General features: G+C 43.2%; 17 protein-coding genes, 4 tRNA genes and 1 rRNA gene (1 of these 22 cut by a window edge). 7 read left to right on the top strand and 15 right to left on the bottom strand.

Going from position 1 to position 19,116, the window contains the following annotated elements:
- Window positions 1–37: 37 nt before the first annotated feature.
- From asnS to P8F77_RS00285, 8 genes are all read right to left on the bottom strand, one after another.
- Window positions 38–1,423, bottom strand: coding sequence for an asparagine--tRNA ligase (gene asnS, locus P8F77_RS00320; protein ID WP_287519284.1), 1,386 nt, complete (start codon window positions 1,421–1,423; stop codon window positions 38–40).
- Between the two features lie 16 nt (window positions 1,424–1,439).
- Complete coding sequence (locus P8F77_RS00315; RefSeq protein ID WP_287519282.1) at window positions 1,440–1,859, bottom strand: DNA-binding protein; 420 nt, start codon at window positions 1,857–1,859, stop codon at window positions 1,440–1,442.
- Between the two features lie 213 nt (window positions 1,860–2,072).
- On the bottom strand, window positions 2,073–2,243 hold the full coding sequence (locus P8F77_RS00310; protein WP_287519280.1) for a hypothetical protein: 171 nt from the start codon (window positions 2,241–2,243) through the stop codon (window positions 2,073–2,075).
- A 22-nt stretch (window positions 2,244–2,265) separates the two neighbouring features.
- Window positions 2,266–2,955, bottom strand: coding sequence for a cupin domain-containing protein (locus tag P8F77_RS00305; RefSeq protein ID WP_287519278.1), 690 nt, complete (start codon window positions 2,953–2,955; stop codon window positions 2,266–2,268).
- Window positions 2,956–3,101: 146 nt separating this feature from the next.
- The gene (locus P8F77_RS00300) at window positions 3,102–4,145 is read right to left on the bottom strand and encodes a glycerol-3-phosphate dehydrogenase (RefSeq protein ID WP_287519276.1); all 1,044 of its coding nucleotides are present in this window, start codon (window positions 4,143–4,145) and stop codon (window positions 3,102–3,104) included.
- Between the two features lie 18 nt (window positions 4,146–4,163).
- Window positions 4,164–4,514: a DUF1667 domain-containing protein gene (locus tag P8F77_RS00295; protein ID WP_024729010.1), complete on the bottom strand. Its 351-nt coding sequence runs from the start codon at window positions 4,512–4,514 to the stop codon at window positions 4,164–4,166.
- Window position 4,515: 1 nt separating this feature from the next.
- Window positions 4,516–5,781, bottom strand: a complete 1,266-nt coding sequence (locus P8F77_RS00290) for an FAD-dependent oxidoreductase (RefSeq protein WP_024729011.1) — start codon at window positions 5,779–5,781, stop codon at window positions 4,516–4,518.
- Window positions 5,781–7,220 (bottom strand): NAD(P)/FAD-dependent oxidoreductase, encoded by a 1,440-nt coding sequence (locus P8F77_RS00285; RefSeq protein WP_148460217.1) that lies wholly within the window; start codon window positions 7,218–7,220, stop codon window positions 5,781–5,783. Before P8F77_RS00285 ends, P8F77_RS00290 begins: the two co-directional genes overlap by 1 nt.
- A gap of 308 nt (window positions 7,221–7,528) precedes the next feature.
- Between P8F77_RS00285 and P8F77_RS00280 the strand changes: the two genes are divergently transcribed.
- The 7 genes from P8F77_RS00280 to P8F77_RS00250 all read left to right on the top strand — a co-directional run bounded on the left by P8F77_RS00280 (window position 7,529) and on the right by P8F77_RS00250 (window position 15,118).
- Window positions 7,529–8,623: a LacI family DNA-binding transcriptional regulator gene (locus tag P8F77_RS00280; protein ID WP_024729013.1), complete on the top strand. Its 1,095-nt coding sequence runs from the start codon at window positions 7,529–7,531 to the stop codon at window positions 8,621–8,623.
- 584 nt (window positions 8,624–9,207) lie between these two features.
- Entirely contained in the window at window positions 9,208–9,669 is a 462-nt protein-coding gene (locus tag P8F77_RS00275) for a PTS sugar transporter subunit IIA (protein WP_270432204.1), read from the top strand.
- Between the two features lies 1 nt (window position 9,670).
- On the top strand, window positions 9,671–11,107 hold the full coding sequence (locus P8F77_RS00270; protein WP_148460219.1) for a PTS transporter subunit EIIC: 1,437 nt from the start codon (window positions 9,671–9,673) through the stop codon (window positions 11,105–11,107).
- A 101-nt stretch (window positions 11,108–11,208) separates the two neighbouring features.
- Window positions 11,209–12,399 (top strand): mannitol dehydrogenase, encoded by a 1,191-nt coding sequence (locus P8F77_RS00265; RefSeq protein ID WP_148460220.1) that lies wholly within the window; start codon window positions 11,209–11,211, stop codon window positions 12,397–12,399.
- Window positions 12,400–12,441: 42 nt separating this feature from the next.
- The gene (locus P8F77_RS00260) at window positions 12,442–13,965 is read left to right on the top strand and encodes a transcription antiterminator (protein WP_024729017.1); all 1,524 of its coding nucleotides are present in this window, start codon (window positions 12,442–12,444) and stop codon (window positions 13,963–13,965) included.
- The gene (locus P8F77_RS00255) at window positions 13,958–14,392 is read left to right on the top strand and encodes a PTS sugar transporter subunit IIA (protein WP_034550517.1); all 435 of its coding nucleotides are present in this window, start codon (window positions 13,958–13,960) and stop codon (window positions 14,390–14,392) included. The genes P8F77_RS00260 and P8F77_RS00255 overlap by 8 nt, the downstream gene beginning before the upstream one ends.
- 45 nt (window positions 14,393–14,437) lie before the next feature.
- Window positions 14,438–15,118: a transaldolase family protein gene (locus P8F77_RS00250; RefSeq protein WP_024729019.1), complete on the top strand. Its 681-nt coding sequence runs from the start codon at window positions 14,438–14,440 to the stop codon at window positions 15,116–15,118.
- A gap of 61 nt (window positions 15,119–15,179) precedes the next feature.
- Here P8F77_RS00250 and P8F77_RS00245 read toward each other — a convergent pair whose 3' ends face one another.
- The 7 genes from P8F77_RS00245 to P8F77_RS00215 form a co-directional block, all read right to left on the bottom strand.
- Window positions 15,180–16,166, bottom strand: a complete 987-nt coding sequence (locus P8F77_RS00245; protein ID WP_024729020.1) for a diaminopimelate dehydrogenase — start codon at window positions 16,164–16,166, stop codon at window positions 15,180–15,182.
- Between the two features lie 98 nt (window positions 16,167–16,264).
- Entirely contained in the window at window positions 16,265–17,614 is a 1,350-nt protein-coding gene (locus P8F77_RS00240; protein ID WP_024729021.1) for an MATE family efflux transporter, read from the bottom strand.
- A 149-nt stretch (window positions 17,615–17,763) separates the two neighbouring features.
- A tRNA-Met gene (locus tag P8F77_RS00235) sits at window positions 17,764–17,837 on the bottom strand.
- Between the two features lie 14 nt (window positions 17,838–17,851).
- Window positions 17,852–17,922: transfer RNA gene (locus P8F77_RS00230), tRNA-Cys, on the bottom strand.
- 47 nt (window positions 17,923–17,969) lie between these two features.
- Window positions 17,970–18,041 (bottom strand) — tRNA-Glu (locus P8F77_RS00225).
- A 33-nt stretch (window positions 18,042–18,074) separates the two neighbouring features.
- Window positions 18,075–18,147: transfer RNA gene (locus P8F77_RS00220), tRNA-Asn, on the bottom strand.
- A gap of 101 nt (window positions 18,148–18,248) precedes the next feature.
- Window positions 18,249–19,116: ribosomal RNA gene (locus P8F77_RS00215) — 23S ribosomal RNA — on the bottom strand; it runs 2,046 nt beyond the window's last position.

Below are 19,116 nucleotides of genomic sequence, written 5' to 3'. Positions count from 1 at the left end.
CTTCCATTTTTCTGACAAATAAGTATACATAACGTTTTTAAAACTCACATTTCCCCGCAGTCCTCGGAAACGGTATCACATCTCGGATATTTCCCATTCCCGTCACGTACATGACCATCCGCTCGAATCCAAGCCCGAAACCTGAGTGTCTGGCAGAACCGTATTTTCTTAAATCCAAATAAAAATCATAGTCAGATAGATTCATTTTAAGTTCTTCCATTCTCATTCGCAGTTTATCCAGATCATCTTCTCTCTGGCTGCCCCCGATGATCTCCCCGATCCCCGGCACCAAAAGATCCACTGCCGCCACCGTCTTTCCATCCGGATTCTGTTTCATATAAAATGCCTTAATCTCCTTCGGATAGTCTGTCACAAATACAGGCTTCTTAAATACTTTCTCCGTCAGATACCGCTCATGCTCTGTCTGTAAATCTGTTCCCCAGGATACCGGATATTGAAACTTATCATTGTGCTCCTTCAAAATATCAATGGCCTCTGTATAGGTAACCCTTTCAAATTCTGACTCCGCCACATGACGCAGGCGATCCAGCAGACCTTTGTCCACAAATTTATTGAAAAACTCCATTTCTTCCGGAGCTTGTTCCAGTACATATTTAATAATATATTTGATCATTTTTTCCGCCAACAGCATATTGTCTTTCAGATCCGCAAAGGCCATTTCCGGTTCGATCATCCAAAATTCCGCCGCATGCCTTGTAGTATTGGATTCCTCCGCCCGAAATGTCGGTCCAAAAGTATAGATATTTCGGAAAGCCTGGGCAAAGACTTCTCCATTTAGCTGTCCGCTGACTGTGAGACTGGTTTCTCTCTCAAAAAAATCCTCCCTGTAATCCAGCTTTTTGCCCTGGGAAAGTTCCTCCAGGTCAAGCGTTGTCACCTGAAACATTTCCCCGGCACCCTCACAGTCCTGTCCTGAAATTATCGGTGTGTGCACATAAACAAAATCTCTCTCCATAAAAAACTTATGGATGGCGTAGGCGATCAGAGAACGGACTCTGTACACCGCCTGAAATGTGTTGGCCCTCGGCCTTAAATGGGCGATCGTTCTCAGATATTCAAACGAATGCCGTTTCTTCTGAAGCGGATAATCAGACGGAGATTCACCCTCCACTTCTACGGACTCTGCCTGTATCTCAAACGGCTGTCTGGCATCCGGTGTCTCTGTGAGAATCCCCTTCACGATCACCGCAGTCCCGACAGACAGCTTCTTCACCTCGGTAAAATTCGAAAGTTCTTTGCCGTACACGATCTGGATCGGTTCAAAAAAAGTCCCGTCATTGATCACGAGAAACCCAAAGTCCCTGGAGTCCCGGTTGCTTCTGACCCATCCGCACAGACTCAGTTTCTCCTGACTGTACTCTTTATACTGTTTATAAACCTGTCTCCCTGTTAATATTTGCAATTTTCTGCTTCTCCTCTTAAAATTTGAATAAATTCAATCCAATCTCACCGCTGTATTCCCGGTCCACAGTTCCTTCTATCTCTGTAAGCACCAATTCTCCGGTAGCGCTGATACAGGCTTCTGTGAGATGTCCTCCACGGACTTCTCCTGCTCCATTGGCGACACTGATATGGAAGTGTAAATAGGTTTCCCCATTCATGCAGGAAACATTACCGCTAAGTGAAACAATCTCCATATCTTCCTCATAAGTCTTACTTACATACTTCTTTTCTTTTGTCTTAAATAAACCTGCGGTTACTTTATTTACAGCCCCAATACCTGACAGAGAGCCCAGCTTTACATTTTCTTTTTCACATAAATCTTTGATTGATGATACAACCTCTTCTCCTTTTTCCAGCCTTATGACATATTGCTTTCCAAACTTACGGTATTCCATATGAATCCCTCCTCATATTCATGGTTTCAACGAGCAGTGTCTTTCATTATTATAGAACCAGTACAGGGATCTTTCAAGTAATGGTATATTCCGAAAATTTTCTGATCAGAGAAACCTGGAATGCAGCTGAAGGCCGGCGGCACCGCAGTGGCTTGCAAAATACTCACATACCGTATTTGCCTGAATATCCCATAACTCCTTATCAACACCACCTCATAGCGGGACAAAAGTCACATGTTCCAAAGGAATCGAGGATGCGAATTTCATTGCTGTTTCTCTTGCCATTCGTCCGCCGGAAACTGCCGCATATTTCACATTGGGCAGCCTTCGTGCAAGATACTTTCCTGCCTGGAGTGCTGTACATTCTTCCTCTGTGCTTCCCATAACCTGTTCCTTTCACTGAGCCTTACACATATTCAATATTAAAAGTTTTATTCGATATCTGCAGACACTTCAAATCTTCATATTCGGTTGCTCCGTGAGCCGTCACATATCCTTCCGGATACCAGACAAAAGTTCCCGGTCCATAAAGCTCATCTCCGGTCTGTAACTGTCCCTCCAGAACAAAAAAGCCATGGCCTGCCGTATGTCTGTGATTTATAGTCGTAAATCCCGCGGGATAATTCATATAATTAATCTGCATACCTGTCTCATTATCCAATAATAAAGCCTTTTTTCCAAATATTTTCCCTGTGGTTGTCGTCTGCCGGTAAAACCACGGCATCCGGTTTACATCTGTCACCTTTTTCTCAAGGGAATTTTGACTCTGTTCTCCCTCCTCAAGATATTCGATGGAAAATGCTTTATTGGAGATCAGCAGACACTTCAGATCTTCATATTCTGTCGCTCCATGTGCAGCTGCGATTCCTTCCGGATACCATACAAAGGTCCCGGGCCCATAAAGTTCACCGTCCGTCTCCAGCTGCCCCTCCAGCACATAGATTCCATGAGAAGTTGGATGTCTGTGAAGCACCGTTGTAAATCCTTTCGGATAATGCATATAATCAATTACCATTTCTGTCTCTTCATCCAGATGCAGACTCTTTTTCCCAAAAACCTTCCCTGTTCTGCTGTTGGCCCGGTAAAACCACGCCATTCTCCCCAAATCCTTTACCGTTTCGTCAATTATGTTATGCCTCTTGTGTCATTTGACACACTTGGAAGTGTTTTATTCTTATATAGCTGTAGCAAAAAGGGCAAAGCCGTAAAAATGGCTTTGCCCCTTAATAAATAAGATTGTTTTTATTCTTTAATCATCGTAAAGTCTTCCCAAGGAATATTGACCTCAGCACTTTCATTGATGATAGAATCAACATGCATCAGAAGTGGGAACTCATCCAGTGAAACGATTCCGCGTTCCGCAAGTTTTCTTACGGCACGTGCAGTTCTCGTTGCAATGACGATGGATTCCAGAGTCACACCCTGTAATTCTTCCATAGCATCATCGAAGCTTAATCCGCGTCCGAGAAGTGTTCCGATCTTCCTTGTTCTTCCGCCGAAAACCGTCACATACAGATCCCCTGCGCCGTGAATAATATTTTCCGGGCCTCCGCCGATCAGTTCTAAGAGTCTTGTCATTTCTTTTACGCTCTGTCCGAACAATGCAGCCTGGGAATTGTAGTGCTGGATACCGATCTTTCCTTCCATTTTTTCAGAAAGCCCGACAGCCAGAGTAACACCAAGTGCATATGCATTCTTCATGGCCACGGCACACTCCACACCTACTACGTCCTTAGAAAGAGTGATGTGATAGTAGTCTGTTGCCAGAAGCTCTTTGAACATTTTGAGAGTTTCCATGTTCTTTCCACAGAAAGCCACATGGCTGTGGTCGTGGTCTGCCAATTCATAGCTGGTACACGGACCGCCGATGGCATTGAGGTCAAGATGCTTTCCTTCCGGCTGGCGTTCCTCAAAGATCACCGGATATGGAACCAGGGTTCCGTCATCCAGATCCACCATGCCTTTTGTCACAGAGAGGAGCGGTACATTATCAGGGATCACCGGAAGAATCTCATCACAGAACCAGTCTAAGCCAAAGCTGCTGACACCGCAGAGTGCTGCGTCTGCTCCGTCCAGAGCCTCTTCTAATTCTTCAATCTGATAATATTTGATCCCGTCGTGCAGGGTCCTTTTTAAAGTGATATGGAAATTGTCTTTCTTTAATCCGTCAATAATGTCCCGATCCAGCGGGGAACCAACCAAGCGGACCTCGTGTCCGTTTTCCATCGCCGGAAATGTAATTGCTGATGCCATCTGTCCTGCACAAATAAATGTAATAACGCTCATGTTTTCCTCCTATAATGCTTATGCTGTTACTTTCTTTGTTGCCACAATATCTACTCCCAGTCCAAGAACATCTTTAATGATCACATCGCCCACATTCACCGGGGCCTTGGCTGTCACTTTGGTCAGCTCATCCATGATATCATAAATCTTCCCTTTCGGAATGTCTCCGTTTGTTTTCACAGGGACTCTTCTCGCTGTCTCTGCCTCAACCCTTACGGTAGACGTGATGACTCTGGTAGGATTGACTAATTCTTTTTCCCCGTATACGGCGCCTCTCGGACATCCGTTCCCGGTTACTTTATATCCGTTTTCTTCATCGACTTTTAAGTGACATCCTTTCGGACAAACAATACAAATTAAATCTGTCATGTTAAGCACCTACCTTTTCTACAGACACAGTGATCTCGCCGTTTTTCACCTTATCTAAAAACGCCTTTGGTATCACGATTTTTTCCATCTCCCCCGGAGCCATATGTTCCCGTTTAAAGGAAGCCAGCTCTTCTCCTCCGGAAGTCACCTTGATCGCCACATCGCGGTATACGTTGCGCACACGGAACATCACTTCCACCATCTTATCCACATTGGCAGGACGTATCTTCTGCGGCACCGTATATCCTACACAGTCTCCGTTTTTCAGCTCAATATATGTCTGGTCTTCAGCCTCTCCGTTCTTTACATACTCTGCTGCACTTCTTCCCGCCTTCTGGCTTTCCGCAGTTACAAAGTCTACCAGATCATGGACATGCACAACATTGCCGCTTGCAAAGATGCCTTCTGCGGATGTCTCCATGTTTTCAAATACGACCGGCCCGTTTGTTCTCGGGTCCATAGTAATTCCTGCTGCCCTTGTCAGTTCATTTTCAGGGATCAGGCCTACGGATAAAAGAACGGTGTCTACGTCAAATATGATCTCTGTTCCCGGAATCGGCTGGTTCTTCTCATCCACTTTCTGTACGGTAACCTGCTCCACTCTCTTATCCCCTTTGATATCCGTGATCGTGTGGGATAAATACAGAGGAATATCGTAATCTTCCAGACACTGCACGATGTTTCTTGTAAGTCCGTTGGAATATGGACAGAGTTCAACGCATCCCACAACCTTTGCGCCCTCTAAACTCATACGCCTTGCCATGATCAGACCGATATCTCCGGACCCTAAGATCAGGACTTTTTTTCCTACCATGTAGCCTTCAATGTTGACATATCTCTGAGCCGCACCCGCAGTGAAGACTCCAGCTGGACGGTCTCCCGGGATTGCAATGGCTCCCCTGGTCCTCTCCCGGCAGCCCATGTTTAAGATCAGAGCTTTTCCTTCCAGTACCATATAACCGTTTTTCTTGTTCATGGCATGAACACATTTTTTCTCTTCATCCACATCCAAAACCATGGTGTCCAGCATCACTTCAATATTTGTCTTGGCTAACATTTCAATAAATTTATTTGCATACTCCGGTCCGGTCAATTCTTCTTTGAAATAATGAAGCCCGAATCCATTGTGAATACACTGATTTAAGATTCCGCCTAATTCCTGGTCACGTTCTACCACTAAGATTTTATCGGCACCATTTTTGCTCGCTTCCACTGCTGCCGCAAGGCCTGCTGGTCCTCCTCCGACTACGATCACATCATATTTCATTATCTGGCACCTCCTGTTTTTGTTTCTCCTGTAATAATGTTCATTCCCACACGGTCCTGCGGAACGTCTTCCAGTGGAATGTTTAATTCTCTTGAGATGATCTCCTGCACTCTCGGGCCGCAGAAACCACCCTGGCATCTTCCCATGCCTGCGTTGCATCTTCTCTTGACTGCATCAATGGATGTGGCAGGGATCGGGCGGTGGATCGCGTCCACAATCTCCCCTTCCGTCACTGTCTCACAGCGGCAGATAATTTTTCCGTACAATGGATTTTCTTTAATCAGCGCAGCTCTCTCTTCATCACTCAGCTTCTTAAAACGATTTACTTTTCTCTCGTCCTTGATTTCTTTTTTTGCTTCCAGACAAAGTCCTGACTCTTCCATCATCTTTAACAGGTCAACTGCGATTGCCGGTGCGGAAGAAAGTCCCGGAGAAGCCATTCCTGAAATATTAAAGAAGCCTTTGTTTTCTTCATCTTCAAAAATGAAGAAGTCATCCTCTTTTGTTCTTGCACGGACTCCCGCGAAATTTCTGATGGATTCTCTGAAGTTAATTCCAGGCACGGATTTTAAGGCAGTATTTCTTACAAAGCTTAATCCGTCTGTTGAGGTTGACACATCGTCTCCGTCCGTTGGCTGTGAATTCGGCCCGACAATCAGATTTCCGTGTACGGTAGGCGATACGAGCACACCTTTTCCGTCTTTATTCGGGCACTGGAAGATCACATGGTTTACAAGTTCTCCCTGGCTTTTATCCAATAAGTAATACTCACCTTTATTTGGCTTGATGGTAAAGGATTTTTTATTCGTATATTCGTTTACTTTGTCGGCGTTGACTCCTGCCGCATTGCAGATATATTTTGCCTCAACGGTTCCGTTGTTGGTTTTAATTTCATAAGAATCATTGTTCTTTTTAATGTCCGTGACCTCGGTGTTCAGCTTAAATTCAACACCATTTAAGGCAGCCATCTCTCCGAGAGCGATTGCCAGTTCCCACGGACTGATGATTCCTACATTCGGGGAAAATAAAGCTTTGATAGCTTTCTCAGAAATATTCGGTTCTTCTTTTCTTAAGGTTTCCTGATCCCATATCTCCATATCCGGAACACCATTTTTCTCTCCACGCTGTTTTAACTCTTCTAATGTTTTTTCTTCCTTTTCTTCAAAGGCAACAATCAGGGCTCCGATCTGCTTAAATGGAACGTCCAGCTTTTTACACAGCTCTTTTATGTACTGATTTCCTCTGATATTATATTTTGCCATCAGAGATCCCGGTATCGGGTCATATCCTCCATGGATGATGGCACTGTTTGCTTTTGTTGTGCCGACAGCCACATCGTTTTCTTTTTCAATGACCACTGCATTTACATTATACTTTCCTAATTCATATGCGATGGAACATCCTGTAATCCCCGCACCTATAATCGCTACATCATACACTGTTCTTATCCTCCTTCGACTGAGTCCCTGTTTGTCTTACTGCCCTTATCTAATCATAATAATTTGGCCCTGTCAAACGTATGAAACCGCCATTTTATGCGGCTTTCACCTACTTTTGATTAATCATAAAACATTGATTAACAGGCCTTTTCTCCTTTTATTTTTTTCAGATCAGATACTTTCCCCTGTTTTCCTTGTGTTTGTTATTAATCATTAGTATAATATTAATAATCAATAAAAAGTTTCAATTAGTAATTTTTATTAATCAAAATAAATCGAAGATATTTCTACTTGACAGGAGGCTCATTATGGGAAAGAGAAATAAAGTCACAACAAGGGATATTGCTGAGTACACAGGACTCTCCCAGTCCAGTGTTTCTATGATTTTAAGCAGCAAGCCTCACGTTTCTTTTTCAAAGGAGACGGTGGATAAGGTAAAAGCCGCAGCCAAAGAACTGGGCTATAAGAAACCGGAGAAAAATGCGTTAAAAAAAGCATCCGCACTCTCTAAAACAATCATCGTTATCTGCCCTATTCTCTCTAATGGCTACTACTCCATGCTGATCCATTCCATCACAGAACGCGCCAGGGAATATGACTACACCGTATTTTCCGTATCCACGATCCGGGATGTGTCTCAGGAGGAGTATTACATAAAGATGCTTTCAAACTTTGACCTGAGCGGCATCATTTTTTTGTATCCTCCGTCTTCTAAGATTTCAGAGATCAATGCTCTGTCCAAGTCGGTGCCTATGGTCTCCATCGGTGACAAACCTGAGGGCTCCCGATTTGATTCGGTTGAACTGGACAGCAAAAAGCCCGGGTTCATACTCGGTGAATATCTGATCTCTCTCGGTCACACCCATGTATCTTTTGTTTCGGCACCAATCAAACAAAAAGAAATCGGAAGGCTTCACAGATTGGAAGGGTTGAAAAACAGTTTTAAGGCATACAACCTTGATTTGAATAATATCGAGGTTCTTTCCTCTAAGTTCTCTACTTATTCCAGATATACACCGGACAATTCCGAATACTTAAATGGTTATGATCTGGTTTCAAAGGCCTTGGAGAATCACACGAAATCCACTGCTTTTGTTGGGAACAACGATATGACTGCGTTCGGGATCATGTCTGCCATCACTGATCACGGCTATAAAATACCGGGAGACTTTTCAGTCTGCGGATTTGATAACATTCCACTTTCCGGGATGCCTCAGATCTCTCTTACAACCATTGAGCACGCAGCCGCTTTTAAAGGGAAGGAAGCCGTAGATATTATTTATAAGAAGAATACACAAAAAGACGGGATTTCAAAGCATCATTATATTATGAGGCTGGAATATGAACCGGAACTGATTGTCCGAAATTCCACGGGAAAGGCAAAAAACAGGGAATGCTTTTGACACATTCCCTGTTTTTTTATCATCTCTAATAATTCTTACTTTTTTAAATTCTGAATAATTTTTACGATTGCCACTATTGTAACTAATACAAGAAGGCAAGAAAGAATCATTGCCGGCATAATTGAAATACCCAATTTGTGTCCCTCCTTTAGAATTATATAATATCCAATTGCTTAAGAATGTTTATAGTATTTTTTTACTGTTCCATTCTGATTACACATTTTTAATTCTTGGTGACTGGTCTAATATTTTAATAAATGGTTATGTTTTTTCTTTTACTTTACATTTTTATTCTATAAAAAACAGTTTAGGTAAATTTTAAAAAATATATTTTTTGATATTATACCCTCTTCAACATCTTTTTACAAGTCACTCTTCGTATACTGTATTCTTAGCAACGCAAACAATGTTTTCTTCTGTCATCGTTTCAAAACAAAATTATGTCACAACCTCCGATGAAAAAGATAGCATTAGTCTGTATTTACATCCATACAAATCATAAGCTATGATAAATACAGATAAACGTTTACAGCAAACAGCAGCCGCCCGGGAACTGGCTGCTGTCCAACAAAGGAGAGGTGAGCATGGCCGGCAAACTTCTTGATGATGAATTCTTAAACAACATTGCATGGGGACTTCCAAGTACAGCAAAGAAAGATGCGATCCGCATTGCAGGCAGACTTCTTGTATCCAACCGATATGTGAATCCCGGATATGAAGACAGCATGCTCGAACGTGAGCTTGAGCATAATACATATTTAGGGTTCGGCGTTGCCATACCTCATGGGAATGAAACTTCTCTGGACCAGGTATTAAAATCCGGAATCTGCATTGCACACTTTCCTGACACCATAGATTACAACGGAGAAAGTGTAACCTATGTGATAGGAATTGCATGTAAAGAAGAAGACACCATACAGGAACTTATGCAGATTACTGATATCCTCTGCAAACCGGAGGAATGTGAAAAACTATTATCTGCCGCATCAAAAGAAGAATTCATCAGGATTATCAATGAGAATTATCTAAAAGAAGGAGAGTTATAGTATGGAACATGAAAAAACAACATTCTCCCAGAAGCTTCAAAAATTCGGAGCATTTCTGGCCGGAATGGTGATCCCAAATATCGGCGCATTTATCGGATTTGGTTTGATCACCGCATTCTTCCTTGAAACAGGCTGGACACCAAATGCAAAGCTTGCAAATTTAATCAGCCCGATCCTTAATTCACTGCTTCCTATCCTGATCGGTCACACTGGAGGTAAGATGGTCGGAGGAGACCGCGGAGGAGTCATTGGTGCATTGGTAACTGTCGGTGCCATCGTAGCAGTGCCGGGAACCCCGATGTTCCTCGCAGCCATGATCTTAGGACCTGCATCCGGATGGTGCATTAAAAAGTTTGATGCTGCCGTAGACGGAAAGATCCCCGGCGGTTTTGAAATGATCGTCAACAACTTCTCCTTAGGTATCATCGGCGGTATTCTCTGCTGTGTAGCTTACCTTGTATTCGGCCCTGTCATGGATACCGTGACTCAGGTACTCACAAACGGAGTAAACTGGATTGTAACTCACAATGTACTTCCTTTGTCTGCAATTTTTGTAGAACCTGCAAAAGTACTATTCTTAAATAACGCTTTAGACCACGGTATTTTTGGACCGATCGGTTACGAGCAGGTTAAAACTTTAGGACATTCAGCACTGTTTTTATTAGTTCCTAACCCGGGAACCGGACTCGGACTCCTGCTTGCTTACTGGTTCTTCGGAAAAGGCGAGATGAAAGAAGCCGCTCCCGGAATGATTCTTATTCATTTCTTCGGCGGTATCCATGAAGTTTATTTCCCATATGTATTAGCCAATCCTCTCACAATCATCGGTATGATCGCCGGCGGTATCGCAGGTACCGGTACATTTACGCTTATGAATGTGGGAACCGTTGCAACACCTTCTCCGGGCAGTATCTTCTCAGTCCTTGCACTGTCGCCCAAGAGTTCTATGATCGGTGTCATCGCAGGTGTGGCAATCTCCTGTGCGGTATCTTTTGTGATCAACGCCTTCTTTGTAAAACGAATGGTGGCAAAAGGAAAGGGAGAAGCTTCTTTAGGTCCTTCTGTCATTCCAAAAGAAGCCATGGGCTCCAGTGCTTCCAATACATCTGATGCCGTGACAAACGATTCTTCTCTCGGTGTTGCAGGCTTAGATCTTACAAATGTAAATAAGATTGTCGTTGCCTGTGATGCGGGTATGGGCTCCAGTGCAATGTCTGCTGCAGCATTAAAGAAAAAAGTAAAAGCGGCTGACCTCCCTGTTGAAGTCATCAACACTGCGATCTCCAAGATTCCGGATGACACAGATTTAGTGATCACACACAAAGAGCTGACAGGTACTGCAAAAGCAGCTCAGCCTAAAAAGCAGCACTTATCCATTACCAACTATCTTCAGGCTCCGGAATACGATGAACTTGTAGAACGTTTAAAAAACCGTTAAACTGAGTACTCTTGGTACAATCCGAATAATAAGCATAGCAATTGGAACGGGCGTTTCCTTCTGGGGAATGCCCTGTTCCGGTATTTTGGGAGGGAATTCAAATGAAAGCAGTTATGTATGGGGCAGGCAATATCGGACGGGGATTTATCGGTGCCCTGCTCTCACAGACCGGCTATGAAGTCGTATTTGTCGATGTAAATGACGACGTTATAAATGCCATTAACAGAGATAAAACCTATCCCCAGGAGATTGTGGGAGAAAACGGGAAAACTGTCTGGATTCAAAACATACGGGCCGTTGACGGAAAAGATGCTTCCGCTGTCAGTGATGAAATAGCATCTGCAAACCTTCTGGCTACTTCCGTGGGTGTCACTGTCCTCGAAAAAATCATTCCGGTCATCTGTGAGGGACTCACCAGACGCTGGGACAAAGATCCCGCCAACACACTGGATCTTCTGATCTGCGAAAATTTAATGGATGCCGATGAATTTTTATATGAAAAAATCAAAGACATGCTGCCCGCCAGACATAAAAAAACCTTGGATGAAAGCCTTGGACTTGTAGAAACTTCCATCGGCCGCATGGTGCCTGTGATGACAGAAGCTATGAAAAAAGGTGATCCGCTCCGGATCTGTGTGGAAGATTATGATTATCTTCCGGTTGACCGGGCTGCCTTTAAAGGGCCAATTCCTGACTATAAAAAAATAGTGCCTTTCAGCCCGTTTTCTTTTTATCTGGAACGAAAGCTGTACATCCATAACATGGCCCATGCTGTTACTGCATTTCTTGGAAAAATAAAAGGATATACATATATTGACGAAAGTATTGGTGATATCTATATACGAAAGCTGGTGGAAGGTGCTATGATAGAAAGTGCCATGATGATCTCAAAAAGGTATCATGTAGAATTTTCTGAGCTGAAAGCTCATATAGACAATCTGCTGTTCCGCTTCCAAAACCCTTATCTCCACGATACCGTGGAACGTGTAGGAAGGGAACCGATCAGAAAGTTAAAGCCGAAGGACCGTTTGGTAGGAGCACTGCGCGGCTGCGAACAGGAAGGCGTTCTCCCTGTTTATCTGTCTTTTTCCACAGCAGCTGCCCTATATAGTATAGCGGATGCTTCCGCTCACGAGCTTTTAAACGAGACATGCCAAATATCATCCGATGAACCCTGCGGCAACTATATTATGGCATTTTATGAACAGTTGAAAAATTCACCCAAAGATTTTGCATCCATTTTAAAAATGATTGACAGACAATACAATGAAATCAGAGGGCTCGTTGTTTAAATTCAATGATCGATTTTATCAGAGAGGAAGATAGGTGAAGATATGGTTATTTCTGACCGCGCAAAAGAAATTATCGAATATCTGCTGGATGCAACCGGTTATGTGAGGGTTTCAGAGATTGCAAAGGAACTGGGCGTCACAGAACGTACCGTTTACCGCGAAATGCCCGAAATAAATGACATCATGGAATCCTGTGATTTAAAGCTGGAATCTCAGTCCGGCAGGGGAATGCAGATCTATGGTTCCCTGTATAATATGAAACGGCTGGAGTATCTCTTTGAGGAGTCCAAGGTGGAACAGACTTATACCGCAAAAGAACGGAATGATCTGATACTTCTCATCCTTCTCCACGAGAATGATTATGTAAAGACTCAGTCACTGGCCATCGATCTGAAAACGTCTACGCAGACGATCAGAAACAGTCTGCACCAGCTGCAGAATTTCCTTGAAAATGATGATATTACCTTGATTACAAAACGAAGTGAAGGTGTTATACTAGAAGGGAAAGAAATATCAAAACGTCACCTGTTGATCAGCATAATTCTGAGAAATATTCCTCTGGATAATTTCTTTGACTGGATGAAAAACAAAAAATACAAAAGCTGTGCATTCATCAATCTCCTGATTCAATGGGATTATGAAGACACATTATCTGTCATCTATGATTTTCTGAATCCACTTATTTCAAAAAAGAGACTCAATGTATCCGATAAAGAATTCCAGGAGTTTTTGTTCCTCCTGTGTATTTTTATCAAAAGGCATTCTCTTGTAGATGAAAAGGAGGACGAGTTAAGGCTCTCCGTGGATATACCAAATCCTGAGCTGGAACTTTACAAAAGTATCAAACACCTGCTGGAACATAAGTTTCATATTAAGCTCTATGATACAGAGCTTAACTACTTCAACTGGATGATCAACCTATATACAGGACGCACTCACTACCATGTTGCAAATGATTCCAGCATTTTAAAACAGCTGGATCTGGTCACCCAGCTGATCGCCAGAGTAGAGGAACGGTTTGGTTTCCCATACAGCGAAGATGAGAACCTTGCCGAGAATCTTATGCTTCACATCAATATGGCCCTGGAACGGATCAGAAGCGGCATGAATGTATCCAATCCTCTCAATGACGATATTTATCAGTCCCATCCAAAGCTTTATGATATTGTGAGGCAGAGTTTTATAGAAGTTTTTAAACACACCTCCGTACCGGTGCCGGATGATGAAATAGGGTATATCGTCATCTACTTTATTGCATCGATGGAGTATCTGACCAAACAGTCCATTGAAGTCCTGGTCGTCTGTGCCTCAGGCATGGGTTCATCCAAGATGTTAAGAAGCCGTCTGGAGCGGGAATTTGCAGAGATCGACGTAGAGAAGATTATTTCTCTCCATAAACTCTCCGATGAAGACCTGTCTCGCTATGACCTGATTATTTCCACAGTACCGCTGGATTTAGGCGACGATAAGTACATCTGTGTATCCCCGCTGCTCAACGACAGGGACAAGGAAGAAACCAGAAAACGCATCAAACACCTCAATAAAAAAGGAGAACATCATGAATAAGATTTTCAACGCAGACAACATTGTTTTAAACAAACGCCTCCGGAATAAGGAAGACGCTATTGACGTGGCGGGTAAAGTTCTGGTGGAACAGGGCTATGTGGATCCAAAATATGTAGAATGTATGCACAAGAGAGAAGAAGTCATCTCTACCTACATCGGCAATAACGTAGCCATCCCTCATGGTATCGACGGTTCCGAAAAATACATAAAAGAATCCGGTATATCCTTTATTCAGGTACCGGAAGGGGTGAAATACGGCGATGACACCGTATATATCGTTATGGGTGTTGCAGGCAAAGACGGAACCCACCTGGATATCCTTATGAAGCTCTCTGAAGTAATCTGTGAAGAAGAAAATATCAAAAATTTAAAAGAAGCACAGACAAAAGAAGAAATCCTGGACATCATCGGAGACTTGACCGTTTAATTCAATCATTTAAGCCAGCTATAAATTACAAAAAGGAGATATATTATGTTAATTTTAATTGACGACGCAGACTTAACAAAAATCGAGGAACTCTATGCAATATATCCTTATGATGGAGTCACTACCAATCCCACGATCTTGGGCAAGACCGGAAATCCTGATCCTATGGACCAGTTAAAGAAGATCCGTGCTCTGATCCCGGAAGAAGCGATGCTTCATGCACAGGTGCTTTCAACAGAGACCGATGATATGGTAAAAGAAGCAAAACATATGGTTGATGCCATCGGCGGCAACATGTACATTAAAGTACCCGTAACTGCAAACGGATTAAAAGCGATTTCTATCCTGAGCAAAGAGGGAATTAACGTAACCGCAACCGCTATTTACGGTGTAATGCCTGCATTCATGGCTGCGAAAGCAGGAGCTAAGTTCCTCGCCCCTTATGTAAACCGCCTGGATAACTTAGGATACAATGGTGTGCAGATTTCAAAAGATATTCATACCATGGTCAGGGCTGCAGGATATGATGCGGAAGTCCTCGGTGCATCTTTCAAAAACTCTCAGCAGGTTCTTGAAATGGGCAAATTCGGTATCGGATCTGTCACAGTCAATCCGGATACCTTGAAAACCCTCGCATTCAACCAGGTTGCTGAAGGTGCCGTAAAAGACTTCATCCGCGACTTTGAAAACTGCTGCGGTGAAGGAAAGACTATGCTTGATTTCTAAAAAACGTTACAAAAAAACTCCGGAGTTCATGTTTTGCTCCGGAGTTTTTTTATATATCTTATTATAATAATTCTTTGCGCAGTTCTTCTCCTGTTTTCGCACTGAGGTATGCAGGCGCAATATCAAATACAGTTTTGCATCCTGTCTGTCCTTCTTTGGCAAGTCTGTAAGCGGCCCTTGCATATGCCGCAATAACACTGGATGTAAACTCAGGATTAGAATCCAGCTTCAAACTATATTCAATCAGATGCTTATTTTCGTTTTCCCATCCGGTCTTTCCGCTTCTCAAAACGAATCCTCCGTGAGGAATGCTGCTGTGATCTCTTTTTAATTCTTCTTCACTTATAAAATGCACGGTTGTATCGTAGTCTGCAAAATAATTCGGCATATTTTTGATCTCTGACTCTATCATTGACGCATCTGCCCCTTCTTCCAGCACGACAAAACATTCTCTCGTATGTTTCTCACGGGTTGTAAGTTCAGGGTCCTCTCCGTTTCTTACTGCTTCCAGTGCTGTATCTACGGGAATTGTATACTGCTTTCCGTCTTTTACTCCATCTATCCGGCGGATTGCATCCGAATGGCCCTGACTTACTCCTCTGCCCCAAAATGTATAGTCCTTTCCGTCTGGAAGGATCGCATTAGCATACATTCTGTTTAAAGAAAACATTCCTGGGTCCCATCCCACGGAAATAATGCCTACGTTTCCTCCTTCTTTCGCAGCTTTATCAACATTAGCGAAATGCTCCGGAATTCTTGCATGTGTATCAAAACTGTCCACAACATTGAATATAGAGGCATATTCCGGCGTCTGTACAGGAAGGTCTGTGGCGCTTCCGCCGCACAGGATCATTACATCTATTTTATCCTTCCAGTCTGCCGCATCCGCCACATTGCACACTACCGCCGACTCTGTAAGAATCGTTACATCTTGTGGGTTCCTTCTTGTAAAAACTGCAGCAAGTTCCATATCCGGATTCTGACGGACTGCACATTCCACTCCGCGTCCGAGATTTCCATAACCTAAAATACCTATACGTATACTCATATTTTTTCTCCTGTCTGTTTTTTTTCTTTTTTGATTATACTTGCTTGAATGGAATTCTGCAAGAATAAAACGTTCTGTAATTCATATTTTTTCCTGCTCTACACAGGGTCATTCGAAAATTCTACCGGATATCTTCTATATAAACAGATACTTATGAATACAGTTATCGTTTCCGCAGCTAAAAAAGACCACCAGATTCCTTTCATACCAATAAAATATGAAAGAATCCACATAAATGGCAGCAGAAGTATCAGCTGCCTCAGTATATTAATGATCAGACTGAATCCAACTCTCCTGGTTGACTGCATAAACGATGCAGCCATTGTGGCCGCCGCGGCAAATACATAACTTGTACACATAATTTTTAATGCGGGCACTCCAAATGTCATCATTTCATCGGATGCATTGAAAATCCTTAAAATCTGTTCCGGAAATGTCCAAAACAGAATAATGCTGATGCCTGTAAGGCCAATTCCTATTCCTGTTCCATATTTAAATGCCTGACGAAGCCTTGGCATATTTTTTGCACCATAGTTATAACTCATAATCGGAATACATCCTTGTACAAGACCATTTAAAGTCATAATGACAACTTGCTGCAATTTAAAATATGCCCCGAAAAATGCTACCCCAGTCGTGGAATATACAACAAGAAATATATTTGTAAAGTAAATCATAAATGCTCCCAGGGCATTCATGATAAAGGATGGAAATCCGATCACAAAAATTTCTTTTATCATCTGGAAATCAATATGAAAACCTCTTATTTTTAGCCTGACCTTTTGCTTTCGGAAAATAAGTACAATAAAGGCTAAAATCATGGAAAGCGTATACCCGCATACAGTTGACACAGCGGCCCCTTCGATGCCCATTTTAGGAAAATTGAAATAGCCAAATATAAGAATCGGGTCAAGTATAAAGTTCAGGACAACTCCCGCGATCTGAAACCACATGGGACCGATCATATTCCCTGTTCCCTGAAGAATCTTTTGAATACAAATATGTACCATACTGGATACTTCCAAAAAAGCACAGATTCTCATGTAGCGGACAGCTAAATGATATATTTCCGGATCGTCTGTAAAAGATGAAAAAAAAGGTTTTGTTATCACAAGCACAGCACCGGTAACGATGATTCCCATAACAGCTGAAAGCAATATACCATTTGTGACAACACTATTTGCCCTGTCCTGATTCTTTTGCCCAAGATTATCTGCGATTAGTACATTAACGCCGACACCGATCCATATGGACATCGCAATCATCAGGGTTGTGATTGGAAATGCCAGAGACACGGCAGTCAGTTCCTTTTCTCCAATCCATGAGACAAACATACAGTCTACAAAATTATATGTATACTGCATAAACATGGATATGAGCGGAGGTACTGCCATGGATACGATCAACGGAAACATCGGTCGGGTCTCCATCTTGTTCTTATGATTCATAATCCCTCCTTTAAATAAAGTACAAAGTTAGAAAGCCCACCTCTTCTCCCCAACCCCTCACTTTTTGAAATGCTTGACAACTTTTCGTGCCCAGATGCCTTAAAATATAAAAAAGCCGGATATCTTTCGATATCCAGACTGTCTTAGAGTTGCGGGGGCCGGATTTGAACCAACGACCTTCGGGTTATGAGCCCGACGAGCTACCAGACTGCTCCACCCCGCGTTATTAAAGTAAAAAGGCGCCAACCAGATTTGAACTGGTGATCAGGGAGTTGCAGTCCCATGCCTTACCACTTGGCTATGGCGCCATATAATATAGTATATGCAAACGTATCTAATTTATGATACGAAAAAATGACTCCAACGGGATTTGAACCCGTGTTACCGCCGTGAAAGGGCGGTGTCTTAACCACTTGACCATGGAGCCTTGTTTCTTTGACCGCTTCACGGTCTTTTTGACCTCCCCGAGCTGGGCTCGAACCAGCGACAACACGGTTAACAGCCGTGCGCTCTACCAACTGAGCTATCGAGGATCATTTCTTTTTATTCTTTCTCTTTTTTCCTTCGATTATTCCTCTGATGTACCTTCAAAACTACATACAGAACCTTTCATCAAACATCTTCCTTACCTTCTTTGGTTAAAGCCTCGACCGATTAGTAACAGTCAGCTCCATACGTTGCCGTACTTCCACCTCTGCCCTATCTACCTCGTCGTCTTCAAGGGGTCTTACTAGATTACTCTATGGGAAATCTTATCTTTAGGGGGCTTCACGCTTAGATGCCTTCAGCGTTTATCCCTTCCAGACTTGGCTACTCTGCTATGCATTTGGTAATACAACAGATCCACCAGTGGTCCGTCCATCCCGGTCCTCTCGTACTAAGGACAGCTCCTATCAAATTTCCTCCGCCTGCGCCGGATAGGGACCGAACTGTCTCACGACGTTCTGAACCCAGCTCGCGTACCGCTTTAATGGGCGAACAGCCCAACCCTTGGAACCTGCTACAGCTCCAGGATGCGATGAGCCGACATCGAGGTGTAAAACCACTCCGTCGATGTGAACTCTTGGGAGTGATAAGCCTGTTATCCCCAGGGTAGCTTTTATCCGTTGAGCGATGGCAATCCCACGTTATACCACCGGATCACTAAGTCCTACTTTCGTACCTGCTCCACCCGTCGGTGTCACAGTCAAGCCTTCTTCTGCCTTTGCACTCTGCGAATGGTTTCCGTCCATTCTGAGAAGACCTTTGAGCGCCTCCGATACCCTTTCGGAGGCGACCGCCCCAATCAAACTCCCCACCTGACATTGTCCCCCAACCAGATCATGGCTGTTGGTTAGAAATCAATACTGCAAGGGTGGTATCCCAACAGTGACTCCAAAAGGACTGGCGTCCTTCTTTCTCAGTCTCCCACCTATCCTGTACATGCAGTACCGAATCCCAGTATCAAGCTGGAGTAAAGCTCCATGGGGTCTTTCCGTCCTGGCGCAGGTAACCAGCATCTT

It is taken from the genome of Anaerostipes sp. PC18 (genome assembly GCF_039789045.1).
In the GTDB taxonomy this organism is placed as follows: domain Bacteria; phylum Bacillota; class Clostridia; order Lachnospirales; family Lachnospiraceae; genus Anaerostipes; species Anaerostipes hominis.
This window is presented reverse-complemented; position numbering and strand designations above follow the sequence as displayed.